The organism is Bacillus sp. MM09(2025) (assembly GCF_050496725.1).
In the GTDB taxonomy this organism is placed as follows: domain Bacteria; phylum Bacillota; class Bacilli; order Bacillales; family Bacillaceae; genus Bacillus; species Bacillus pumilus.
The window spans coordinates 53,563-76,753 of the sequence record NZ_JBNWEN010000003.1; the positions used below are offsets into that span (position 1 = coordinate 53,563).

Annotated in this window: 22 protein-coding genes; 19 read left to right on the plus strand and 3 right to left on the minus strand. The window is 42.0% G+C overall.

The genetic code is table 11. The features are described from left to right. Positions 1 to 22 precede the first annotated feature (22 nt). Positions 23 to 592, plus strand: coding sequence for a ComE operon protein 2 (locus ACQYAC_RS04410; protein ID WP_058014632.1), 570 nt, complete (start codon positions 23 to 25; stop codon positions 590 to 592). Beyond that, positions 585 to 2,912 (plus strand): DNA internalization-related competence protein ComEC/Rec2, encoded by a 2,328-nt coding sequence (locus ACQYAC_RS04415; protein ID WP_429942939.1) that lies wholly within the window; start codon positions 585 to 587, stop codon positions 2,910 to 2,912. Before ACQYAC_RS04410 ends, ACQYAC_RS04415 begins: the two co-directional genes overlap by 8 nt. A gap of 39 nt (positions 2,913 to 2,951) precedes the next feature. On the opposite strand, the gene ACQYAC_RS04420 is transcribed toward ACQYAC_RS04415, so the two are convergent. Continuing rightward, positions 2,952 to 3,086: a YqzM family protein gene (locus ACQYAC_RS04420; protein WP_012010638.1), complete on the minus strand. Its 135-nt coding sequence runs from the start codon at positions 3,084 to 3,086 to the stop codon at positions 2,952 to 2,954. A gap of 236 nt (positions 3,087 to 3,322) precedes the next feature. Here ACQYAC_RS04420 and holA point away from each other — a divergent pair, with 236 nt between their 5' ends. Next, positions 3,323 to 4,342 (plus strand): DNA polymerase III subunit delta, encoded by a 1,020-nt coding sequence (gene holA / locus ACQYAC_RS04425; RefSeq protein WP_180310497.1) that lies wholly within the window; start codon positions 3,323 to 3,325, stop codon positions 4,340 to 4,342. A gap of 132 nt (positions 4,343 to 4,474) precedes the next feature. Here the strand turns inward: holA and rpsT are convergent, their stop codons facing one another. After that, positions 4,475 to 4,741: a 30S ribosomal protein S20 gene (gene rpsT, locus ACQYAC_RS04430; protein WP_003217506.1), complete on the minus strand. Its 267-nt coding sequence runs from the start codon at positions 4,739 to 4,741 to the stop codon at positions 4,475 to 4,477. Positions 4,742 to 4,939: 198 nt separating this feature from the next. Here rpsT and gpr point away from each other — a divergent pair, with 198 nt between their 5' ends. From gpr to mtaB, 12 genes are all read left to right on the plus strand, one after another. Further along, a complete protein-coding gene (gene gpr / locus ACQYAC_RS04435; protein WP_058014635.1) occupies positions 4,940 to 6,055 on the plus strand; it encodes a GPR endopeptidase in 1,116 nt (371 codons plus the stop codon). Positions 6,056 to 6,121: 66 nt separating this feature from the next. Next, on the plus strand, positions 6,122 to 7,330 hold the full coding sequence (locus ACQYAC_RS04440; RefSeq protein ID WP_034661367.1) for a stage II sporulation protein P: 1,209 nt from the start codon (positions 6,122 to 6,124) through the stop codon (positions 7,328 to 7,330). Between the two features lie 14 nt (positions 7,331 to 7,344). Beyond that, positions 7,345 to 7,677 (plus strand): YqxA family protein, encoded by a 333-nt coding sequence (locus ACQYAC_RS04445; protein ID WP_061408632.1) that lies wholly within the window; start codon positions 7,345 to 7,347, stop codon positions 7,675 to 7,677. A gap of 131 nt (positions 7,678 to 7,808) precedes the next feature. Then, positions 7,809 to 9,647 carry a translation elongation factor 4 gene (gene lepA / locus ACQYAC_RS04450; RefSeq protein ID WP_169056957.1) on the plus strand — a complete coding sequence of 613 codons (1,839 nt, stop codon included), beginning with the start codon at positions 7,809 to 7,811 and terminating at the stop codon, positions 9,645 to 9,647. A 117-nt stretch (positions 9,648 to 9,764) separates the two neighbouring features. After that, positions 9,765 to 10,904: a radical SAM family heme chaperone HemW gene (gene hemW, locus ACQYAC_RS04455; RefSeq protein ID WP_429942821.1), complete on the plus strand. Its 1,140-nt coding sequence runs from the start codon at positions 9,765 to 9,767 to the stop codon at positions 10,902 to 10,904. A gap of 81 nt (positions 10,905 to 10,985) precedes the next feature. Continuing rightward, positions 10,986 to 12,017 (plus strand): heat-inducible transcriptional repressor HrcA, encoded by a 1,032-nt coding sequence (gene hrcA / locus ACQYAC_RS04460; protein ID WP_003217350.1) that lies wholly within the window; start codon positions 10,986 to 10,988, stop codon positions 12,015 to 12,017. Positions 12,018 to 12,080: 63 nt separating this feature from the next. Then, positions 12,081 to 12,638, plus strand: a complete 558-nt coding sequence (grpE, locus tag ACQYAC_RS04465; RefSeq protein ID WP_012010630.1) for a nucleotide exchange factor GrpE — start codon at positions 12,081 to 12,083, stop codon at positions 12,636 to 12,638. 24 nt (positions 12,639 to 12,662) lie between these two features. Then, positions 12,663 to 14,504, plus strand: coding sequence for a molecular chaperone DnaK (gene dnaK / locus ACQYAC_RS04470; protein WP_012010629.1), 1,842 nt, complete (start codon positions 12,663 to 12,665; stop codon positions 14,502 to 14,504). A 165-nt stretch (positions 14,505 to 14,669) separates the two neighbouring features. Then, positions 14,670 to 15,803, plus strand: coding sequence for a molecular chaperone DnaJ (dnaJ, locus tag ACQYAC_RS04475; protein WP_429942822.1), 1,134 nt, complete (start codon positions 14,670 to 14,672; stop codon positions 15,801 to 15,803). A 22-nt stretch (positions 15,804 to 15,825) separates the two neighbouring features. Then, the gene (prmA, locus tag ACQYAC_RS04480; protein WP_003217481.1) at positions 15,826 to 16,761 is read left to right on the plus strand and encodes a 50S ribosomal protein L11 methyltransferase; all 936 of its coding nucleotides are present in this window, start codon (positions 15,826 to 15,828) and stop codon (positions 16,759 to 16,761) included. A gap of 23 nt (positions 16,762 to 16,784) precedes the next feature. Then, positions 16,785 to 17,555: a 16S rRNA (uracil(1498)-N(3))-methyltransferase gene (locus ACQYAC_RS04485; protein WP_429942823.1), complete on the plus strand. Its 771-nt coding sequence runs from the start codon at positions 16,785 to 16,787 to the stop codon at positions 17,553 to 17,555. After that, positions 17,555 to 18,913 (plus strand): tRNA (N(6)-L-threonylcarbamoyladenosine(37)-C(2))-methylthiotransferase MtaB, encoded by a 1,359-nt coding sequence (mtaB, locus tag ACQYAC_RS04490; RefSeq protein WP_429942940.1) that lies wholly within the window; start codon positions 17,555 to 17,557, stop codon positions 18,911 to 18,913. The genes ACQYAC_RS04485 and mtaB overlap by 1 nt, the downstream gene beginning before the upstream one ends. Positions 18,914 to 18,953: 40 nt before the next feature. On the opposite strand, the gene ACQYAC_RS04495 is transcribed toward mtaB, so the two are convergent. Then, on the minus strand, positions 18,954 to 19,883 hold the full coding sequence (locus tag ACQYAC_RS04495; protein WP_180310500.1) for a Na/Pi symporter: 930 nt from the start codon (positions 19,881 to 19,883) through the stop codon (positions 18,954 to 18,956). Between the two features lie 182 nt (positions 19,884 to 20,065). Here ACQYAC_RS04495 and rpsU point away from each other — a divergent pair, with 182 nt between their 5' ends. From rpsU to floA, 4 genes are all read left to right on the plus strand, one after another. Then, positions 20,066 to 20,239 (plus strand): 30S ribosomal protein S21, encoded by a 174-nt coding sequence (gene rpsU, locus ACQYAC_RS04500; RefSeq protein WP_003152957.1) that lies wholly within the window; start codon positions 20,066 to 20,068, stop codon positions 20,237 to 20,239. 14 nt (positions 20,240 to 20,253) lie between these two features. Further along, positions 20,254 to 20,703: a GatB/YqeY domain-containing protein gene (locus tag ACQYAC_RS04505; RefSeq protein WP_058014642.1), complete on the plus strand. Its 450-nt coding sequence runs from the start codon at positions 20,254 to 20,256 to the stop codon at positions 20,701 to 20,703. Between the two features lie 141 nt (positions 20,704 to 20,844). After that, positions 20,845 to 22,158 carry an NfeD family protein gene (locus ACQYAC_RS04510; RefSeq protein ID WP_429942824.1) on the plus strand — a complete coding sequence of 438 codons (1,314 nt, stop codon included), beginning with the start codon at positions 20,845 to 20,847 and terminating at the stop codon, positions 22,156 to 22,158. 26 nt (positions 22,159 to 22,184) lie between these two features. Then, the gene (gene floA, locus ACQYAC_RS04515; protein ID WP_034661354.1) at positions 22,185 to 23,177 is read left to right on the plus strand and encodes a flotillin-like protein FloA; all 993 of its coding nucleotides are present in this window, start codon (positions 22,185 to 22,187) and stop codon (positions 23,175 to 23,177) included. Positions 23,178 to 23,191 lie beyond the last annotated feature (14 nt).

The following is a 23,191-nucleotide window of genomic DNA, read 5'->3' on the forward strand; positions in this document are numbered from 1 at the left end:
ATCATTCTGGAGGGATCAGCTCGTGGAAAGAATTTCATGGAATCAATATTTTATGGCACAAAGCCATTTGCTTGCTTTACGAAGCACCTGTGAGCGGTTAGCTGTTGGGGCGACCATCGTCAGAGACAAGCGTATCATTGCGGGAGGATATAATGGCTCAATTGCTGGTGATGTCCATTGTGCAGATGTGGGATGCTATGTCATTGATCATCACTGCGTTCGCACCATCCATGCGGAAATGAATGCTATTTTACAATGTGCCAAATTTGGTGCACCTACATCCGATGCTGAAATATATGTCACACATTTTCCTTGTTTGCAGTGCTGTAAAGCCATTATTCAAGCAGGTATTCGAACCGTATACTATGCAAAGGATTATAAAAATCACCCATACGCCATTGATTTATTTGAGCAGGCAGGTGTTCAAACGGAACAAGTTGAACTTGATGAAATGATCATCGACTTAAAAAATCAAGAAAAATTAGCCTTTGTTGCAGATCTAATTGGCAAACTAAGTGAATCAGGACTTAGTGAATCAGAAATTCGCGATATGCATGAGAAGGCGAATCAATTATTTACTTCGTATGTTTAATTATTTGCCGTTTGGGGCAATTTCAGCAGCTGTTGGAATTGCTCTGGCTGCATATCATCTTCATATGTATTTCCTTCTCTTTCTTCTCATCATCTTCCTTCTCAGTCTACTGAAAAAAATTCCCAAACTCTTTCTCATGATCAGCCTATGTGGAGCTGTCTATATTCTTATTTTTATGGTTCATGAGTCTTTTGAAAAAGATCAACCTGTTCAAGAAAAACTCTTTTCCGGCTCCGTTGTGATTGAAACGATTCCGAAAACAGATGGCAATCGTTTTTCGGCGACTGTGTCAACAGAAGATGAGCGTCTAGCCGCTTTCTATACCATTCAAACAGAGCGTGAAAAAGAGGCGCTAAAAGATATAGAGCCAGGTATGAGCTGTCATATGACAGGTGATGTTCGACGACCTAAACACGCAACCATTCCTAACGGGTTTCAATACGATCAATTTCTAAAATCAAAAGGCATTCGCGCTATTTTCTTACCGCAGTCAATCAAAGGCTGTACAAAAAATGATCGTCCTTCCTATTTTCTTCAAAAGATGAGGCAAAAGGGCTTAAAATTCTTAGAAGATCATGTACCGAAAAACTCTGTAGGTATTGTACAGGCTCTTATTTTTGGAGAACGAGAATTGATAGATTCTGACACACTAAGAGACTATCAAATGCTCGGCATTATTCATCTGTTAGCGATCTCAGGACTCCATGTGCAAACGCTTCTTGCCTGTTTATTTTGGTGTCTGCTTCGTGCCGGTGTGACTAGAGAGACAGCACGTCTTCTTCTATTATGCTTTCTTCCAGTTTATGCTTGTTTGACAGGTGCTGCACCATCAGTTTTAAGAGCTTGCCTTATGGCAGGAATCTATTTAGTGATGACAAGCCTGCCAAAAGAAATGAAACAGTCCTCTGCTGTCGTATTAAGCGCAGCGTTTTTATTCTTATTAGCGATTCATCCTCTATATCTATTCGATATCGGATTTCAGCTTTCATTCGTGGTGACGTTTTTTATTTTGTTATCGACCAGAATCCTATCACAAGCGAAAAGCGCAGTGATGCAGTTATTCCTGATCTCATTTGTTGCACAGCTTGCCTCGCTTCCTGTTCTTTTATATCATTTTCAGCTATTTTCTTTGCTGAGCATCCCATTGAATATGATATTTGTGCCTTTTTATACGACAGTTGTCCTGCCTCTGTCCTTACTCTTTTTTCTTTTGTCTATCATTTATCTTCCGCTTGGGCTAGCGTTGTTCCAGCTGCTTGATTCGGTCATCCAGCTAAGTCATCAGTTGTCAGCACATATGGCAGTTTTTGATGGGTTCAACTTAATTTTTATGAAATCGACTTGGTGGCATATTCTGCTTGAAGTGAGTGCTATTGTTTTTCTGCTATTTATGATGGAGTGCAAAATGTCCGTTAAATCCTATGCCGTGCCGATTCTATTACTCATTGGTGTCTTGAGTGCACACTATTTCACCCCGAATTTTCTCCAAAAAGGAGAGGTCACGATGCTGGATGTCGGACAAGGGGATAGTCTGTTTATTCAGCTCCCTTACCGAAAGGGACATCTACTTGTGGACACAGGTGGCAGACTTTCTTTTGATGATGAACCATGGAAAAAAAGACGTAAAGTATCTACGATCGGTGATCAAACGCTAATCCCGTTTTTCCATTCAAAAGGTATAGCAAAACTTGATGTGTTGATTCTCACGCATGCAGATCAAGACCACATGGGAGAAGCGGTTCATTTAATCAAGCGAAATAAAGTAAAGCGGCTGGCTATACCAAAAGGTTTTGCCCGAAGTCCAGAGGATGCAAAACTGTTAAAAGAAGCCGCTGAAAAAGGGATTATGATTGTTGAATTAGAAAGAGGAGATCAGCTCCAAGTTGGAGAGCACACATTTGAGGTTCTCCACCCTTCGAAACACCGGGTGACAAGTAAGAACAATGATTCACTTGTTCTAGCTTTTACTCTTGGTGGGAAAAGGTTTCTGTTCACTGGAGATCTTGAACATGAAGGGGAACGAGACATTATGGAAGCCTACCCTCACCTGCGAGCAGATATCTTAAAGGTTGGGCATCATGGGAGCAAAGGGTCAACAAGTGAGGAGTGGCTTCGGCATCTAGAGCCGTCGCATGCACTCATTTCGGCTGGTGAACGCAATCGTTATCAGCATCCTCATCAGGATGTCTTGAAAAAACTCATGGATCATCAAACGAAGGTGTACCGTACAGATCGAGACGGGAGTGTGACATATGAATTTCTTGAGGAGAAAGGAACGTTTTACACGCATCCTCCATATGATATCTTACAAAATCAATAAAAAAACTGCCAAAACGGCAGTCATGTAGCATTCATGAAGTTAAGATCCAACGAGGTGTATAATGGTGGCCAAAATAAACATTGAGGCGAAAAATCCGAATGTGACGATAAAACCAACGGCTGAGTCGGTCACATCATTCCGCTTGCTTTGAACATTTTTTTCAAATTCATTCATTTTCATCCCTCCTGGCTAATTTTAGTATACTTGAACTCATTTGGAATTGCTAGAAGGTAAAGTAACCGTTTTCCATTTTCATGATCATTTTATGAATATCGTCTGTGGCAAGCTGACCCGGGAGCTTGCACCAGACGTTTACTATAAATGAGGAGGCGGTACTTTCAGCTTCCTCTTTACTAATGTCTTCGCACACTTTAGGATAGAGGAGGAAGTGAAAGAGAGGGATTCAATTTATGGTCTTTGAGGTTTGGAACAATTTAAAAAGAGGGGATATCCATCCCGTTTATTGCTTATATGGAAAAGAAACGTATTTACTGCAAGAAACAGCAGCTAAATTAAGACAAACTGTAGTAGATGAGGAGACAAAGGATTTTAATTACTCCGTCTTTGATATGGAAGAGGTACCGCTTGAACAGGCTGTGACAGATGCAGAAACCTTTCCGTTCATGGGAGAAAGGCGTCTTGTTGTGATTAAGAACCCTTATTTTCTTACAGCGGAAAAGAAAAAGGAGAAGATTGAGCATGAGCTTTCTCTGTTAGAAGCGTATTTAGAAAAGCCGGCGCCTTATACCATTCTCGTCTTATTGGCACCATATGAAAAGCTGGATGAACGGAAGAAAATCACCAAATTGCTAAAAAAGAAAGCGGCTATGGTTGAGGCAAAAGAGTTAAACCCAAAAGAAACAACGGATTTCACCATTACACTGGTGAAAACAGAAGGAAAGTCGATTTCCTCTGAAGCAGCTGAGCAGCTTGTGATGCTGTGCGGAGGGAGCCTATCCTCATTGTTTCAAGAGGTCAGGAAGCTCAGTACATATATTGGAGAACGAGAAGAAATTGAATTAGCGGATGTTAATCAGCTTGTTGCAAGAAGCTTAGAGCAGAATATTTTTGAATTAATTAACCAAATTGTCAACAGACGCCGCTCTCAGGCCATGCAGATGTTTTATGATTTGCTGAAACAAAATGAGGAACCCATTAAAATATTAGCGCTTATATCCACTCAATTTCGTTTGATTTTGCAGACAAAGTATTTCGCTCAGCAAGGATATGGGCAAAAACAAATTGCTTCAAATCTAAAAGTTCACCCATTCCGCGTCAAACTTGCTATGGATCAGGCAAGACTGTTTACAGAAGAAGAGCTCAAGCAGATTGTCAAAGAGCTGTCAACGATCGATTATGAAATGAAAACCGGTAAAAAGGACAAGCAGCTATTGCTAGAATTGTTTCTGCTTCGCCTATTAGGCGCTTGAACATACAAAAACGACCTTCTAAAAAGAAGGTCGTTTTTGTAGATGTATAATTGCCAGTCTGTCCTAATGGCTGAGCCGGTCAGGACGGACGTACAGTTAAACAGTTGCCTCATTACTGAGGCGTTGCAAGCATTATGCAGAAAGTCCGTTTACTTGTTTAGCAAGTCTTGACTTGTAACGCGCAGCTGCGTTTTTGTGTACAAGACCAGTTTTAACGGCTTTGTCAATGCGTTTTGCAGCAGAAGAAAGAGCAGCTTTTGCTTGCTCAGCATCGTTGTTAGCTACAGAAACTTCAACTTGTTTAATCGCAGTACGCATCGCAGACTTGATTGTCACGTTGTGTGCACGGCGTTCGTTATTCGTTTTTGTACGTTTGATCGCTGATTTAATATTTGGCATGTGTTTCACCTCCTAAGATACAACCTAAACACAATTGTCTTAAGGTTAAATCTTCACAATAGAACAAGTTGTATTCTATCAAACACACCTTTAGAATGCAATATAAATGTAAAGTATTTTTCATTGATGAAGCGCTCGAATGTTTCTTTCAAGAGATGGAAAGACTACTGTTAATTACTTGGTGGAAGGAGTCTTTTTATGGAGAAACAGAAACTTGATTTAAGTGCTTATCAAATTCGGACAGACCTGGCTGTTGAAACAAAAGAGATACTAGAACAAGAGAACGATCCGAATGTCGTCAAAAAGGACGGAATTCAAGGGATTGTCGAAAAGGAAAAAGAGGAGCACGGCATCCGTATACGCACGGTGGAGATCACGAAAGAAGGGGAGGCGCTGACCAGTAAAAAGGCAGGAACATACTTGACACTTGAGGCGCAGGGCATTCGGGAGAAAGATTCTGAGATGCAGGAAAAAGTTGTCGAAGTCTTTGCCCATCATTTTGCTCAGTTTTTAAAAGACCGAGGCATTCAGAGTGATGCGAGCTGTCTTGTAGTAGGACTAGGAAACTGGAATGTCACGCCAGATGCGCTAGGTCCGCTCACGGTTGAAAGTCTGCTTGTGACCCGGCATCTTTTTGAATTGCAGCCGGAAAATGTACAGGAAGGCTACCGCCCAGTGTCCTCTTTATCACCGGGAGTGATGGGACTGACCGGTATTGAAACAAGCGACATAATTCAAGGTGTCATCGAGAGGTCCAAACCCGATTTTGTCATTGCAATCGATGCCCTTGCTGCTCGTGCAGTAGAACGGGTAAATACGACGATTCAAATCTCTGATACAGGCATCCATCCCGGTTCAGGTGTAGGGAATAAGCGAAAAGAATTAAGCAAAGAAACGTTGGGAATTCCAGTGATTGCGATTGGCGTTCCGACAGTCGTAGATGCAGTCACCATTGCAAGTGACACAATTGATTATGTCTTAAAGCATTTTGGTAGAGAACTGAAAGATGACCGGCCGTCCCGCTCTCTTGTGCCGGCTGGTTTGACGTTTGGGAAGAAAAAAGTACTAAACGAAGAAGACTTACCAGATGAGGAAACGCGTCAATCATTCTTAGGTATCGTAGGAACTCTTCCAGAAGAAGAGAAACGGCAGCTGATCCATGAAGTGCTTGCGCCGCTAGGGCAAAATTTAATGGTCACGCCTAAGGAAGTGGATACATTCATTGATGATATGGCAAACGTGCTCGCCAATGGATTGAACACAGCGCTTCATCAAAAAATCTCTCAAGATAACAAGGGTTCTTATAATCATTAATCGGTTCTACTTTCTCTAGCTCGCTCATAGTGTAATTACTAGAAAGCGTGCTGGAGGGAGTAAATCATGAAAAAAAGACCCCGCCGTCCTCGACAGTTGGTCGTTGCGATTAATGGAACGAAAGTAGTCAAAAGCATTTTCTTATTTATAGCCTCGCTTGTTGTAGTATTTGTGATGTCAGGGGCGCTGACATCTTTAAAGCCGGAGCTGAGGCCACAAGCCTCGCTATATGGTGTAGCAGATGAGCTTTCCGGGGCTTTTTTTGCCACATTAATGGGCATGGAAAATCAATATTTCGCCTCAGCCGTCCCGAAAGATCAAAAAGGGTTTCATTTCTCTGGACTGTCACTCAAGCTTGCGACCAGTATCAATTTAGAAGACCCGCGTAGTTTTCTAGGGAGAGAACTCCCGGGCTTTGAACATTTTGATACAAAAATCATTTTAGCGGGTGAAGGCACAGATTATACCAACATGCCAATGGAATCGCCGCCGCCAAGTGAAGTCATCCAAGATGAAAAAGAAGCAAATTTGGCAGAGCTGGACAAGCTCGACAAAGATGTGCCGAAAAAGCCTGCGAAAGAGCCGGACCGGTCGACAGGAAAACGAAAAGCAGTGTACATTTACCACACACATAATACGGAATCATATTTACCATTTTTAAAAGGAGAAACGAATCCAAACAATGCACGGCACTCAAAAGTGAATGTCACCCTTGTCGGCGACATGTTCGGAAAGGCGCTTGATCAGCAAGGAATCGGGAATACGGTCGACAAAACAGAAGTTGAAAAACGGCTTCTGCAAAAAGGACTAAAGTATCCCCAGTCTTATAATGAATCAAGACTGGTCGTAAAAGAAGCCTTAGCGAAAAATGATGATCTCGAATATTTAATCGATATCCACCGTGACTCAAGAAGAAAGAAAGACACCACTGTCGAGATCAAAGGAAAGAAATATGCGAGAATTGCGTTTGTTGTGGGGAAGAAGAATCAAAGCTATGAGAAAAACCTCAAGCTTGCGACGGAGTTCCACCATTTGATGGAGAAAAAATATAAAGGGCTCAGTGTCGGTGTGTTTGCCAAAGGCGAAATTGGTGATAATGGAATTTATAATCAAGATTTATCCGACAAAGCCCTTCTTTTAGAATTTGGCGGAGTGGATAATAATATGGAAGAATTGAAAAATGCATCCAATGCAGCAGCTGATGTCTTCAGCGACATTTTCTGGGACGCGGAAAAGGTAAACGGCAAAGCAAAGGATGAGAAAAAACGCTCTTAAGGTGGTGACGGTGCATGGGATCATTTATTGGAAAAACCATTATTTTAGGACTGGTCTTGCTATTTGGCGTCTTTTTAGGAATGCAGCAGGCAAATAATGGAATGCTGCAAATGAAGGGTTACCATGACCCGCAATTAAAAGGCGCTTTCTCCATCCAAATGAACGATGACGAAGAACGAGAAGCCTCTATCTTAGGAACAGCTGTTACAGAAAAGGATCTTGCCGAAAAACAAAAGCAGCTTGAGGAAATAGAGAGCTTTAATGCCTTCTCCAAGGCAGGGAAGGCGTTGTCTGATGGCATGACACATGCAGCTCGTTCTCTTTATGATTGGGTGAATGGGAAATAAACAAATCAACACCATATGACTAAAGCCGCTAATCAATGAGCGGCTTTTCTTGATTTCGATTGAATCTTTACAGCCCTATTGATATAATCTAACCTAGCGCAACCCGCGTTTTATAGTAGGAGTGATAGATTGTGACAGATAAAGAAAAACGATTAGAACGGCAATCAAGAATTCGAAATTTCTCCATTATCGCCCATATTGACCACGGGAAATCCACATTGGCCGACCGTATTTTAGAAAAAACAGCGGCGATTACGCAGCGAGAAATGAAAGAACAATTACTTGATTCCATGGACTTAGAGCGTGAACGCGGCATAACAATTAAATTAAACTCTGTCCAGCTGAAATATAAGGCGAAGGATGGAGAAGAATATATTATGCACCTGATTGATACACCAGGGCATGTCGACTTCACCTATGAGGTATCTCGAAGCCTTGCTGCCTGTGAAGGTGCGATTCTCGTAGTAGATGCAGCACAAGGAATTGAAGCACAGACACTTGCGAACGTTTATTTAGCTCTTGATAACAACTTAGAAATTCTTCCGATTATCAATAAAATCGATCTACCAAGTGCAGAGCCTGAGCGTGTAAGAGGAGAAATTGAAGATGTCATCGGGTTGGATGCATCTGAAGCTGTTCTCACCTCTGCTAAGGCGGGTATTGGGATCGAAGATATTTTAGAACAAATCGTCGAAAAGGTGCCAGCACCTGCTGGAGACCCAGAAGCACCGCTTCAAGCTCTTATATTTGATTCTCTCTACGATGCGTATCGCGGCGTTATTGCGTACATACGAATTGTGGAAGGGACCGTCAGACCAGGTCAGAAAATCAAAATGATGGCGACGGGCAAAGAATTTGAAGTACTTGAAGTCGGCGTATTCACACCAAAAGCCATGCCGACAGATGAACTCACTGTTGGAGATGTTGGCTACTTAACAGCAGCGATTAAAAATGTCGGCGATACACGTGTGGGGGATACGATCACAAGTGCGGTGAACCCAGCGAAAGAAGCACTGCCAGGATACAGAAAGCTGAACCCAATGGTTTACTGCGGTCTTTATCCAATTGACACAGCGAAATATAACGATTTACGTGAAGCACTAGAAAAGCTTGAATTAAATGATTCTTCACTTCAATATGAGGCAGAGACGTCCCAAGCACTTGGCTTCGGTTTCCGCTGCGGCTTTCTTGGAATGCTTCATATGGAAATCATCCAAGAACGGATTGAACGTGAATTTAAAATCGATCTCATTACGACAGCACCAAGTGTTATTTACGATGTGTATATGACAGACGGAGAAAAAATCATCGTCGATAACCCGTCCAATCTGCCTGATCCGCAAAAGATTGAGAAAATTGAAGAACCATACGTGAAGGCAACAATGATGGTACCGAATGATTATGTAGGTTCTGTCATGGAGCTTTGCCAAGGGAAGCGCGGACATTTCATTGATATGCAATACCTTGATGCAAACCGAGTGAGCATTGTGTACGAAATTCCTTTGGCGGAGATCGTGTATGAATTCTTTGATATGCTCAAGTCCAATACAAAAGGCTATGCGTCCTTTGACTATGAGCTGATTGGCTATCGCCCATCTACTCTAGTGAAAATGGACATCATGCTGAATGGCGAAAAAATCGATGCTCTTTCCTTTATTGTTCACCGCGATTACGCCTATGAACGAGGCAAGATCATCGTAGAAAAGCTGAAAGAACTTATTCCGCGCCAGCATTTTGAAGTACCAGTTCAAGCAGCGATTGGACAAAAAATCGTGGCTCGCTCTACCATTAAAGCGATGCGTAAAAACGTACTTGCTAAATGTTATGGTGGAGACATTTCCCGAAAAAGAAAGCTTCTTGAGAAGCAAAAAGAAGGGAAAAAGCGCATGAAACAAGTGGGCTCTGTTGAAGTCCCGCAAGAAGCATTTATGGCTGTGCTGAAGATGGATGACAGCACACCGAAAAAATAACATCCTACTCAAGGCAACCTGCTTTACAATGTCAGCCTTGGCGTTTATAGTCGAAAACAAACAAAGGTGCCGCAGCGATAAACTGCGGCTCTTTACCTGTAAAGAAGGTGTCATCAAATGAAAGCAGCATACATTCACATTCCATTTTGTGAGCACATTTGCCACTATTGTGATTTCAATAAATTTTTCATTAAAACGCAGCCAGTCGATGAATACTTAGCGGCTCTTGAAAAAGAGATGCAGCACACGATCGAGCAAAAGGGTGAGCAAGAACTAAAGACGATCTTTATTGGCGGGGGGACTCCGACATCATTGACCGTCAGCCAGCTAGACCAGCTCATGAACAGCATCCACCTTGTGTTAAAACCGTCAAAAAACTTGGTTGAATTTGCAGTGGAAGCGAACCCAGATGAATTATCACTCGAGAAGCTGCATGTGTTAAAAGAAGCCGGTGTCAATCGGTTAAGCTTTGGCGTCCAAACCTTTGAAGATGATTTGCTCAAAAAAATCGGACGAGTTCATCAAAAGAAAGATGTTCTCACATCTTTCGAACGAGCAAGAGATGTTGGATTTGACAACATTAGCCTTGACCTCATGTTTGGCTTGCCGCATCAAGAAAAGCATCATGTTATGAATTCACTTGAGACAGCTTTCTCTTTAGGAGCAGAGCATTATTCTGTCTACTCACTGATTGTGGAGCCGAAAACGGTGTTTTACAACTTAATGCAAAAAGGAAAACTGCATTTACCGCCGCAAGAACGTGAGGCTGAAATGTATGAGGTTGTGATGGATGAAATGGAGCGCCATGGATTACATCAATACGAAATCAGTAATTACGCCAAACCTGGTTTTGAAAGCCAGCATAACCTGACCTATTGGAGCAATGAAGACTACTTCGGTTTCGGTGCAGGGGCACACGGGTATGTAGATGGCATCCGAAATGTGAACGCAGGACCAGTGAAGCACTACTTGGAACTGATTGAGCAAACTGGGTTCCCGTATAAAGAAACTCATCAAGTCACAAAAGCAGAGCAGATAGAAGAAGAATTGTTTTTAGGCCTTCGAAAAATCGAAGGGGTGAAAAGTGCCGACTTCCAAGCCAAATATGGTGCTTCACCAGAAGCTCTTTTTCCCTCAGTCCTTGAAGAATTAGCAGAAAAAGGTCTCATTGTAAAAGATGACATTGGAATTCGTTTAACAAGAAAAGGAAAATTGTTAGGAAATGAAGTATTTCAAGCGTTTCTCGGTGAGTTATAATTGACATTTTAATTTGAGTTTGGTAATTTTGTTTATACAATTAGCACTCGTTGAAAGAGAGTGCTAACAGGGGTGATGATGATGTTAACAAATCGTCAGCTTTTGATTCTGCAAGTCATCATTAATGACTTTATTCGTTCGGCGCAGCCAGTTGGGTCAAGGACTCTTTCTAAAAAAGAGGACATCACATTCAGCTCTGCGACGATTAGAAACGAAATGGCTGATTTGGAGGAACTTGGTTTTATCGAAAAGACCCATTCTTCATCAGGAAGAATTCCTTCAGAAAAAGGATATCGTTATTATGTAGATCATTTGCTCTCTCCGCGAAAACTGTCGTCTAAAGAGCTTGTGCTTATCCAGTCGGCTTTTCAGGAGAAAATTTTTGAGCTGGAAAAAACAGTTCAAAAATCGGCGGAAATTTTATCAGATCTCACAAACTATACATCGATCGTGCTTGGTCCAAAGCTGAGTGAAAATCGATTAAAGCAAATTCAGCTTGTCCCCGTTCAGCCAAACAAAGCAGTAGCGATCATGATTACAGACAGCGGACATGTTGAAAACAAAACCATTACCTTCTCTGAGCATCTCGATGTCTCCGATATTGAGAAGCTGATGAATATTTTGAATAGCCGCTTAGCTGGCGTTCCAATGGACCAGTTGAAGGACAGGATGTATAAAGAAGTGGTCATGCTTCTGCGCACACATTTAAAAGATTATGATCACATTTTAGATGCGCTAGGCAACACATTTACATCGACACAAAACGAATCAAAACTTTTCTTTGGCGGGAAGATTAATATGTTGAATCAGCCTGAATTTCATGACATCGACCGCATTCGCTCACTCATGATGCTGATTGAGCAAAAGAATGATGTCATGCAGCTGTTTCATCCAAATCAGCAAGGAATCACCATTAAAATCGGTTCAGAAAACAATTTGGAAGCAATGGAGAACTGCAGTCTGATCACAGCGACTTATTCGATTGATCAAAAATCACTCGGCTCCATTGCCGTCATCGGACCAACCCGCATGGATTACGGGCGAGTCGTTAGTCTTTTGCATCATGTATCAAAAGACTTGTCAAACGCACTTTCCAATTTGTATGATGAGTAGGGTGATAAAAGGCAGGGGCACAGCCCCTTTGTATTCTTGAATCTTTTGAGGGAGGTGAACACAATGTCAGAAGAAAAACAGACACCTGAGCAAGAAGCAGAGGTTGAAGCACAAGAAGAAGCAGTTCAAGCAGATACTGAGGAAGTAACACAGGATGAACAGTCTGCCTTCCAAGAGAAAATCGATGAATTGCAGCAGCTTCTAGATGAAAAAGAAAACAAGATTCTGCGTGTTCAAGCAGATTTTGAAAACTATAAACGCCGTGCTCGAACTGAAGTGGAGACCGTGCAAAAATATCGTTCTCAACATGTTGTCAGCGATCTTCTCCCAGCTCTTGACAACTTTGAAAGAGCGCTTGGAATTGATCCAGACAATGAGCAGGCGAAAAGTTTGTTAGAAGGAATGCAAATGGTTTACCGCCAGCTGGTAGAAGCGTTGAAAAATGAAGGCGTTGAACCAATTGAAGCTGTCGGCAAAGAGTTCGATCCAAACCTTCATCAAGCCGTCATGCAAGTTGAAGATGAAAACTTCGATTCAAATATCGTAGTAGAAGAATTGCAAAAGGGCTATAAACTCAAAGACCGAGTTATTCGTCCATCAATGGTAAAAGTAAATCAATAACTACATAATGGGAGGTCATCGATTATGAGTAAAATCATTGGGATTGACTTAGGAACAACAAACTCATGTGTTGCAGTACTTGAAGGCGGAGAGCCAAAAGTCATTGCAAACGCTGAAGGAGCACGTACAACACCATCTGTTGTCGCTTTTAAAAATGGAGAGCGCCAAGTTGGTGAAGTAGCGAAACGCCAATCAATTACAAACCCGAACACAATCATGTCTGTTAAAAGACATATGGGTACAGATTATAAAGTAGAAGTTGAAGGCAAGAACTACACGCCGCAGGAAATCTCTGCAATCATTCTTCAACATCTTAAATCTTACGCTGAAGGTTACCTTGGCGAAGAAGTAACAAAAGCTGTTATCACAGTTCCTGCTTACTTCAACGATGCAGAACGTCAAGCTACAAAAGATGCTGGTAAAATTGCTGGTCTTGAAGTAGAACGTATCATCAACGAACCAACAGCAGCTGCACTTGCTTATGGTTTAGATAAAACAGATGAAGATCAAACGATTCTTGTATATGACCTTGGCGGTGGTACATTTGACGTATCAGTCCTTGAGCTTGGAGACGGCGTCTTTGAAGTACGCTCAACTGCTGGGGACAACCGTCTAGGTGGAGACGATTTTGACCAAGTGATCATTGATCACTTAGTGGCTGAATTCAAAAAAGAAAATGGCATTGACCTATCAAAAGATAAAATGGCGCTTCAGCGTTTAAAAGATGCTGCTGAAAAAGCGAAAAAAGATCTTTCTGGTGTATCTTCTACACAAATCTCACTGCCATTTATCACAGCTGGAGATGCAGGTCCTCTTCACCTAGAATTAACGCTAACGCGTGCTAAATTCGAAGAGCTTTCTGCAGACCTTGTAGAGCGTACAATGACACCTGTACGTCAATCTTTGAAAGATGCTGGTTTATCTGCTAGCGAGATTGATAAAGTCATCCTTGTTGGTGGATCAACTCGTATTCCTGCAGTACAAGAAGCAATCAAAAAAGAAACAGGCAAAGAGCCTCATAAAGGTGTAAACCCTGATGAAGTGGTTGCTCTTGGTGCGGCGATCCAAGGTGGAGTCATCACAGGAGATGTCAAAGACGTTGTTCTTCTTGACGTAACACCACTTTCTTTAGGAATTGAAACAATGGGCGGCGTATTCACAAAGCTGATTGAACGTAATACAACAATTCCAACAAGTAAATCTCAAGTATTCTCAACGGCTGCTGACAACCAAACAGCGGTAGACATCCATGTCCTGCAAGGTGAGCGCCCAATGGCAGCAGACAACAAAACATTAGGTCGTTTCCAATTGACTGACATTCCGCCAGCACCACGCGGCGTACCACAAATCGAAGTATCTTTTGATATTGATAAAAACGGTATTGTCAACGTACGTGCGAAAGATATGGGTACAGGCAAAGAGCAAAACATCACAATCAAATCTTCTTCAGGTCTTTCTGATGATGAGATCGAAAAAATGGTCAAAGAAGCAGAAGAAAATGCTGAAGCAGATGCGAAGAAAAAAGAAGAAATCGAAGTGCGCAATGAAGCAGATCAATTAGTGTTTACAACTGAAAAAACATTAAAAGATCTAGAAGGCAAAATCGATGAAGAGCAAGTGAAAAAAGCAAATGACGCGAAAGATGCACTAAAAGCTGCGATCGAAAAAGGCGAGCTTGAAGACATCAAAGCGAAAAAAGATGAGCTGCAAACAATCGTTCAAGAACTAACGACAAAGCTCTATGAAGAAGCTGCAAAGCAAGCACAAGCTCAGCAAGAAGGCGGCGCTGAAGGTGCTCAAAAAGCAGATGACAATGTAGTGGATGCAGAATACGAAGAAGTAAACGACGATCAAGAGAAAAAATAATCACCTTTACTTTTGAAAAAGACTGCTGAAACGTACTCGTCAGAAAGTCAAAGTCAGGATCTCTTGGCTTTGACTTTTTTTCTTTCCAACGATGAAAGCAATTGAAAAAGGTCAAATCAAAATGATACAATCGTATTTATGTGAGAAAATCGGGAGTGTGAAGAGATGAGTAAGCGTGATTACTATGAAGTGCTTGGCGTGAGTAAGAGCGCCTCAAAAGACGAGATCAAAAAGGCATACCGCAAGCTTTCAAAAAAGTATCACCCTGATATTAATAAAGAAGCTGGCTCAGATGAGAAATTCAAAGAAGTAAAAGAAGCCTATGAAACCCTTTCTGACGATCAAAAACGTTCGCAGTATGATCAGTTCGGTCATACGGATCCAAACCAAGGCTTTGGCGGCGGCGGTTTTGGCGGGGGAGGAGACTTTGGCGGCTTCGGCGGCTTTGATGACATCTTCTCTAGTATTTTTGGCGGCGGAGCCAGAAGAAGAGATCCAAATGCACCGCGTCAAGGAGCAGACTTGCAATATACAATGACGCTTTCATTTGAAGAAGCAGCATTTGGGAAAGAAGCAACGATTGAAATTCCTCGTGAGGAATCATGTGAAACGTGTCATGGATCAGGGGCAAAGCCTGGAACAGATGCGAAGACTTGTTCACATTGCGGCGGCTCTGGTCAATTAAATGTTGAGCAGTCAACTCCGTTTGGTAAAGTGGTCAACCGCAGAGTATGTAACTACTGTAGCGGAATAGGAAAACAAATCGATCACAAATGTTCTACATGCGGCGGCTCTGGTAAAGTGCGTAAGCGTAAGAAAATCAATGTGACGATCCCAGCTGGTGTTGACGATGGTCAGCAGCTCAGAGTGTCTGGTCAAGGGGAGCCAGGTGTAAATGGAGGACCTCCAGGCGATTTATTTGTTGTGTTCCATGTGCGCTCGCATGAATTCTTCGAGCGTGACGGAGATGACATTTACTGCGAAATGCCGCTAACCTTTGCACAGGCTGCATTAGGTGACGAAATTGAAGTGCCGACATTACACGGTAAAGTAAAATTGAAAGTCCCTGCTGGCACGCAAACTGGCACGAAATTTAGACTCAAAGGAAAAGGTGTGAAAAATGTACGCGGCTATGGTCAAGGCGATCAGCATATCGTTGTACGAGTCGTCACACCAACAAATTTAACGGACAATCAAAAAGATATTATTAGAAAATTTGCTGAAGTGAGCGGAAATAAACCGGACGAACAAGAAATGAGCTTCTTCGATAAGGTAAAACGCGCATTTAAAGGCGAGTAAGACGGATAAGGAGTTGGTAGTATTGAAGTGGTCAGAAATTAGCGTCCATACAACAAATGAAGCGGTGGAACCAATCACCAATATTTTGCATGAAGCAGGTGCGAGTGGTGTCGTGATTGAGGACCCGCTTGATTTAGTCAAGGAACGTGAAAATGTATACGGTGAGATCTACCAGCTCGATCCGAATGACTATCCTGAAGAAGGGGTCATCGTCAAAGCCTATCTTCCAATGAACAGCTTTTTAATGGAAACGGTAGATGAGATCAAAGAAGCCATCAACAATCTTCTTCTATACGATATTGACCTAGGAAGAAATACGCTGTCTATCTGTGAAGTAAATGAAGAAGAATGGGCCACCGCATGGAAGAAATACTATCACCCTGTGAAAATCTCTGAAAAATTCACCATCGTTCCAACATGGGAAGAATATACTCCGGTTCATTCTGATGAACTGATTATTGAAATGGACCCAGGAATGGCATTTGGAACAGGGACACATCCAACAACCGTTCTGTGTATTCAGGCGCTTGAGCGCTATGTGAAGGAAAACGATACGGTGATTGATGTTGGAACAGGCTCTGGGATTTTAAGTGTGGCAGCAGCGATGGTTGGTGCAAAGGACATTCAAGCCTTTGATCTCGACACCGTTGCGGTTGAAAGTGCGAAGCAAAACATCGAGCTAAATGGTGTAAGCGAACAAGTGACGGTCAAGCAAAATAACTTACTTGATGGGATTTCAGGTGAACGTGATGTGATCGTCGCCAACATTCTCGCAGAAGTGATTTTGCGCTTTACAGATCAAGCTTATGATTTATTGAAGAAAGATGGCTATTTCATTACATCAGGCATCATTGGACAAAAGAAATTACAAGTCAAAACAGCATTAGAAGAGGCAGGTTTTGACATAGTTGAAGTGCTGTCAATGGAAGATTGGGTCAGCATTATAGCGAAAAAATAAAGCGAGTAGGTGTCAAGACACGTATGCAACGATATTTTATCGACCTCACGAAAGAAGAAGTGATCGCAAAGGGATCTATCGTCATAAATGGTGAAGATGTACATCACCTTTCCAACGTCATGCGCATGAAAGCAGGGCAGGAAATCCTTTGCTTAACGATAGACGGCTTTGAAGCGCTCAGTAAAATTGATACAATAACAAAGGAAGAAGTCATTTGTCACCTTGAAGGCTGGACAAATAAGGACAGAGAGCTTCCGGTAAGGGTAACAATTGCGAGCGGACTCCCAAAAGGAGATAAGCTTGAGCTGATTATCCAAAAAGGCACAGAGCTTGGCGCAAGTTCATTTATCCCGTTTCAAGCGGCTCGTTCTATTACAAAACTTGACCAAAAGAAGTCACATAAAAAACGAGAACGCTGGGAGAAAATTGCGAAAGAGGCAGCTGAGCAGTCCTACCGGAATATCATTCCTCATGTTTATCCAGTATCAACGTTTAAAGAGCTGACTCAATTAGCTGGTGAATTCGATAAATGTGTCGTTGCATACGAAGAATCATCGAAAGAAGGAGAGCAAAGCCGCTTTCAAACTGTGCTCCAACAGATGAAAGGCGGACAAACCTTGCTAGTGGTTTTTGGCCCTGAAGGCGGTTTGGCAGAAAAGGAGATTGAAGCGCTTGAAACGCTTGGTGCAGTCATTTGCGGGCTCGGACCACGCATTTTAAGAACGGAAACAGCTCCTCTTTACGCGCTTTCTGCTATATCTTATCAAACAGAGTTATTAAGAGGTGAATCATGATGGGAACAGTAGCGTTCCATACACTTGGCTGTAAGGTCAATCACTATGAAACAGAAGCGATCTGGCAGCTGTTTAAAGAAGCAGGCTATGAAAGAAAAGAGTACGAATCAAAAGCAGACGTATATGTCATTAATACATGTACGGTCACGAATACAGGCGATAAAAAAAGCCGCCAAGTCATTAGAAGAGCCGTTCGTCATAACCCGGATGGTGTCATTTGTGTAACAGGCTGTTATGCGCAAACATCTCCAGCAGAAATCATGGCGATTCCTGGTGTTGATATTGTCGTGGGAACACAAGACAGACATAAATTGCTCGGTTACATTGAAGAATATCGCAGAGAAAGACAGCCGATTAATGGGGTTGGCAATATCATGAAGGCACGTGTGTTTGAAGAACTCGATGTTCCTGCTTTTACAGACAGAACACGTGCGTCATTAAAAATCCAAGAAGGCTGTAACAATTTCTGTACATTCTGCATTATTCCTTGGGCTCGCGGACTTCTTCGTTCTCGTGATCCAGAAGAGGTCATCAACCAAGCGCAGCAGCTTGTGGATGCCGGCTATAAAGAAATTGTATTAACAGGTATTCACACAGGCGGATACGGAGAAGACTTAAAGGATTATAACTTTGCAAAGCTTCTGAAAGAATTAGATGCACGTGTCAATGGCTTAAAACGAATTCGTATTTCATCTATCGAAGCAAGTCAAATTACAGATGAAGTGATAGAAGTGCTTGATCAGTCAGATAAGATTGTCAGACATCTTCATATCCCGCTTCAATCTGGCTCTAATACAGTGCTGAAAAGAATGCGCCGTAAATATACGATGGAATTCTTTGCAGAGCGTTTAACAAAGCTGAAAAAAGCATTGCCAGGTCTTGCTGTCACCTCTGATGTGATTGTAGGATTCCCTGGAGAAACAGAAGAAGAGTTTTTGGAAACATACAATTTTGTCAAAGACCATCAATTCTCTGAACTGCACGTATTCCCTTACAGTAAACGTACGGGTACGCCAGCTGCAAGAATGGATGATCAAGTGGATGAAAATGTGAAAAACGAACGTGTCCACCGCTTGATCGCTCTTTCTGACCAGCTTGCGAAAGAATACGCATCAGCTTATGAAGGAGATGTCCTAGAGATTATTCCGGAAGAATCCTTCAAAGAACAAGAAGGAAAGCACAATCTTTATGTGGGCTATACAGATAACTATATGAAGGTTGTTTTTGAAGGAACAGAGGACATGATCGGCCGTTTGGTCAAAGTGAAAATCACGAAAGCGGGTTATCCTTATAACGAAGGACAATTCGTTCGTATAAGCGATGAAGTACAAACAGACAAAGTGAGAATGACCTCATAATCAATAAAACACCGGCTGCCAAAAGGGTAAGCCGGTGTTTTTATTTTGATTGATTCGGTAAAAGACATATAATCAATGTGTGAAATGGACGGATGAATGGGAAGAAAAGCAAAGAGCTTGCCACATTAAACAGCAGGCTGAAGTGCGCAATTTGCTGAGCTGGAGCGTTTGCAAGAAGGGCGACAAATTCTGTCATCATGGCGAGAAATGGGAGACATAAAAGTACTCCGAGCACATTAAACAAAACGTGGGCATAAGCCGTTTGACGTGCTGCATAGCCGCCAGATATGGCAGCCATAACGGCTGTAATACATGTCCCGATATTGGATCCTAACACAAAGCTGATGCCTTCCTGAAGCCCAACCGTTCCTTCATTCATAAAGCCCATTAAAATGCCGATACAGACGGAGCTCGAATGAACAATTGCTGTGAAAATAGTACCCGAAAGCAGCGCCGTCCAGTCAGAATGCTGCATCATTTCGAGAAAGCGCAATGTCTCAGGCTGACTTGTCATCATACCTGCAATTTTAGAAAAGCCTTGAATACAAAAAAAGATCATCCCGAGTCCAAATATACTTTTTCCTGCATGCCGAAAAGATTTTCTGCCTAACATCATACATATGAGACCAGCTAGGATCAAGACCCACATGAAAACATCCATTTTAATGGCGATAAATTCTGTTGTAAACGTGGAGCCAATATTGGTACCAAGAATCATTGGAATGGATTTTTTAAAAGAGAGAATGCCTGTACTGACAAAGCCGATCACGATGACCATAAACGCCGAACTGCTTTGGAGAATCCCTGTAAAAATAATGCTGACTAAGAATGCTTTAACTGGGTGATCTGTAAAGAGAAGAAGTGATTTCTCAATACGAGACGACGCAAGCGCCATTAATCCTTTTCTCAGCAAACCCATTGACCATAAAAAAATGAAAATAAGTGCACAAAAATAAATGATCGCCATCATAGAAAAGTCCTCCTCTTACCAATGAATATATGGACTTGTCTACCTGCTCATGACGAAAATATATTTCCAAATCACTTAGTTGACCTCACACTAGGCTTATATTATAATATCTAGGTACATGTTTCGCATGTATATCTTTTTTTAATGCAGTCGATTGGTGTATTCGGAGGGAGGGAAAGAGAATGTCAAAAACGGTCGTTAGAAAAAACGAATCGCTTGAAGATGCTCTTCGTCGCTTTAAACGCAGTGTATCCAAAACTGGAACATTGCAAGAAGCAAGAAAGCGTGAATTTTATGAAAAGCCTAGCGTAAAGCGCAAGAAAAAGTCTGAAGCTGCTAGAAAACGTAAATTCTAAAGAGGGTGGATTTTATGAGTCTTCTTGAGCAATTAAATTCTGATATGAAGCTTTTTATGAAAAACCGTGAGAAAGACAAGCTTGTTGTCATTCGGATGGTAAAGGCTTCACTCCAAAATGAAGCAATTAAGCTTAAGAAAGACAGTTTGACCGGCGATGAGGAACTAACCGTCCTTTCCCGCGAGATTAAGCAACGTAAAGACTCCCTCCATGAATTTTCGAAAGCTAATCGCTTAGATTTAGTAGATAAAGTTCAAAAAGAGATTGACATCTTAGACGTTTATTTACCTGAACAGTTTTCTGAAGAAGAACTGCAAACGATCGTGAAAGAGACGATCGCTGAAACAGGCGCTTCATCGAAGGCTGATATGGGTAAAGTTATGAGCGCTATTATGCCAAAAGTAAAAGGTAAAGCTGATGGAGCTGTCATTAACAGATTTGTCAGCGAGCAGCTGTCTCAATAAAAAAGTATCCTTCTATTGTTAGAAGGGTACTTTTTTTATACCCTCATCAATCTGTCATATAAAAATGAAACCTATGATACATTTGTAACGTATGTAAAGGAACGGTAAAATGGAAGATAGAGAGGAGGGATCACCAAATAGATGAAAAAAATAAAAATTTCTATTGCTCTCTTCAGCTGTTTTATAATATGCTTATTATTAGGGGTTCAATTGACCGCGAAATCAGCAGATCAGAAAGTTCATGTTATCCCAATTGAAGATACAGTAGAAAAAGGACTTTCTCAATTTATTGAGCGATCATTTGAGCAGGCAAAGTCCGAACGAGCGAAACATATCATTCTAGACATCAATACACCAGGTGGCGCAGTCGATGCGGCGCTTGAGATCGCAGATACCATTCGTGCGTCTGATATCCCTGTGACAGCGTTTGTGAATCATAGAGCGCTTTCAGCAGGGGCTTTCCTTGCGCTAAATGCCGACCAAATCTATATGACCCCAAATGGAAAGATGGGGGCTGCTGCGATCATTGACGGAGAAGGCAATGCTGCCGATCAAAAATCTGAATCGCTATGGCTTGCTGAAATGAGTGACGCTGCCGAAAAGCAGGGGCGTGATCCAAAGTATGCACTTGCAATGGCAGATGTAAATATAGACGCAAAAGAAGCTGGTGCACCAAAAGGAGAATTGCTTACCTTCAATACAGACCGTGCCCTTCAATTCGGTTATGCAGAAGGGGAAGCGAAAAATATGGATGACTTGCTTCAGAAGCTGAATTTAGCAGACGCTTCTATTCAATACGATGAAGTGAGCTTTGCTGAAAAGGTTGCGCGCTTTTTCACGCACCCAATTGTCATTCCAATCCTTTTATCCATCGCAAGCTTAGGGTTAATCGTTGAGCTTTATTCACCCGGCTTTGGAGTTCCGGGTACCATGGGAGTGACAGCGCTTCTTCTATTCTTTTATGGTCATCTCGTGGCAGGTTTTGCAGGTTATGAGACGTTGTTCCTGTTTTTAGCAGGGTTATTGCTCTTGATCCTGGAATTGTTTTTGCCGGGGGGAATCGTAGGTGTCATTGGACTGATCTGTGTGGTTGTCAGCTTATTTTTAGCAGCTGGAAGCTTTACAGAAATGGCGATTTCCATCTTGATTGCCACTGCTGTTTCAATCATAGCAGTTATTATATTGACAAAGGTGTTGGGGAAACGTATGAAATTTTTTAAAAAATTCATTTTAACCGATTCAACCAATAAAGAAAGTGGTTATGTCTCAAATGAAACAAGAGAGGATCTTGTTGGACAGATCGCTGTTACATTAACAGCGCTTCGCCCATCTGGGACGGCTGTACTTGGAGATGAGCGCATTGATGTTGTGTCAGAAGGTGCATTCATCGATAAGGATGAAAAAGTAAAAATTGTGAAAGCGGAAGGCTCACGCATTGTCGTGAGGAAAGTATAGATAACTGATTTTATAGGAGGAATAAAATGGATCCATCTACTTTACTATTATTTGTGATTATCGCAGCAGGTCTGATCGTTCTATCGATCTTCTTCACCTTTGTACCGGTGATGCTGTGGATTTCTGCCCTAGCGGCTGGCGTAAGAGTGAGCATTTTTACACTTGTAGGAATGAGACTTCGCCGCGTTATTCCAAACCGAGTGGTCAATCCGCTCATCAAAGCACATAAAGCAGGTCTTGATGTGACGATTAACCAATTAGAAAGTCACTACCTTGCAGGTGGTAACGTTGACCGTGTTGTAAATGCATTGATCGCGGCTCAACGTGCGAATATCGAATTGAACTTTGCACGCTGTGCAGCGATCGACCTAGCAGGCCGTGACGTACTTGAAGCTGTACAAATGAGTGTAAACCCTAAAGTCATTGAAACACCATTTATCTCTGGTGTGGCAATGGACGGGATTGAAGTAAAAGCAAAAGCACGTATTACAGTTCGTGCAAACATCGAACGACTTGTCGGTGGTGCAGGGGAAGAAACAATCATTGCTCGTGTAGGTGAAGGGATTGTCTCTACAATTGGTTCATCAAATAATCATAAAAAGGTTCTAGAAAACCCAGATATGATTTCTCAAACGGTTCTTGGTAAAGGATTAGATTCAGGTACTGCGTTTGAAATTCTCTCGATTGATATCGCAGATGTGGATATCGGTAAGAACATCGGGGCAATTCTGCAAACAGACCAAGCAGAAGCAGATAAAAACATTGCACAGGCAAAAGCAGAAGAACGCCGCGCAATGGCTGTTGCCCAGGAGCAAGAAATGCGTGCAAGAGTTGAAGAAATGCGCGCGAAAGTCGTAGAAGCAGAGGCTGAAGTACCACTTGCCATGGCTGAAGCATTACGTGAAGGTAATATTGGAGTCATGGACTACATGAACATTAAGAATATCGATGCTGATACGGACATGAGAGATTCATTTGGTAAAATGACAAAAGGTCCATCTGATAATGAAAACAAATAAGCATCCTCTCACGC

Bases quoted from the DNA above. Each gene is read 5' to 3' on its own strand.
- dnaJ (WP_429942822.1), top strand. From the start codon at position 14,670: ATGAGTAAGCGTGATTACTATGAAGTGCTTGGCGTGAGTAAGAGCGCC.
- hrcA (WP_003217350.1), top strand. From the start codon at position 10,986: ATGTTAACAAATCGTCAGCTTTTGATTCTGCAAGTCATCATTAATGAC.
- ACQYAC_RS04420 (WP_012010638.1), bottom strand. From the start codon at position 3,086: ATGAATGAATTTGAAAAAAATGTTCAAAGCAAGCGGAATGATGTGACC.
- ACQYAC_RS04415 (WP_429942939.1), top strand. From the start codon at position 585: ATGTTTAATTATTTGCCGTTTGGGGCAATTTCAGCAGCTGTTGGAATT.
- holA (WP_180310497.1), top strand. From the start codon at position 3,323: ATGGTCTTTGAGGTTTGGAACAATTTAAAAAGAGGGGATATCCATCCC.
- dnaK (WP_012010629.1), top strand. From the start codon at position 12,663: ATGAGTAAAATCATTGGGATTGACTTAGGAACAACAAACTCATGTGTT.
- grpE (WP_012010630.1), top strand. From the start codon at position 12,081: ATGTCAGAAGAAAAACAGACACCTGAGCAAGAAGCAGAGGTTGAAGCA.
- ACQYAC_RS04445 (WP_061408632.1), top strand. From the start codon at position 7,345: ATGGGATCATTTATTGGAAAAACCATTATTTTAGGACTGGTCTTGCTA.
- ACQYAC_RS04440 (WP_034661367.1), top strand. From the start codon at position 6,122: ATGAAAAAAAGACCCCGCCGTCCTCGACAGTTGGTCGTTGCGATTAAT.
- hemW (WP_429942821.1), top strand. From the start codon at position 9,765: ATGAAAGCAGCATACATTCACATTCCATTTTGTGAGCACATTTGCCAC.
- ACQYAC_RS04505 (WP_058014642.1), top strand. From the start codon at position 20,254: ATGAGTCTTCTTGAGCAATTAAATTCTGATATGAAGCTTTTTATGAAA.
- mtaB (WP_429942940.1), top strand. From the start codon at position 17,555: ATGGGAACAGTAGCGTTCCATACACTTGGCTGTAAGGTCAATCACTAT.
- ACQYAC_RS04510 (WP_429942824.1), top strand. From the start codon at position 20,845: ATGAAAAAAATAAAAATTTCTATTGCTCTCTTCAGCTGTTTTATAATA.
- ACQYAC_RS04485 (WP_429942823.1), top strand. From the start codon at position 16,785: ATGCAACGATATTTTATCGACCTCACGAAAGAAGAAGTGATCGCAAAG.
- rpsU (WP_003152957.1), top strand. From the start codon at position 20,066: ATGTCAAAAACGGTCGTTAGAAAAAACGAATCGCTTGAAGATGCTCTT.
- rpsT (WP_003217506.1), bottom strand. From the start codon at position 4,741: ATGCCAAATATTAAATCAGCGATCAAACGTACAAAAACGAATAACGAA.
- gpr (WP_058014635.1), top strand. From the start codon at position 4,940: ATGGAGAAACAGAAACTTGATTTAAGTGCTTATCAAATTCGGACAGAC.
- floA (WP_034661354.1), top strand. From the start codon at position 22,185: ATGGATCCATCTACTTTACTATTATTTGTGATTATCGCAGCAGGTCTG.
- ACQYAC_RS04495 (WP_180310500.1), bottom strand. From the start codon at position 19,883: ATGATGGCGATCATTTATTTTTGTGCACTTATTTTCATTTTTTTATGG.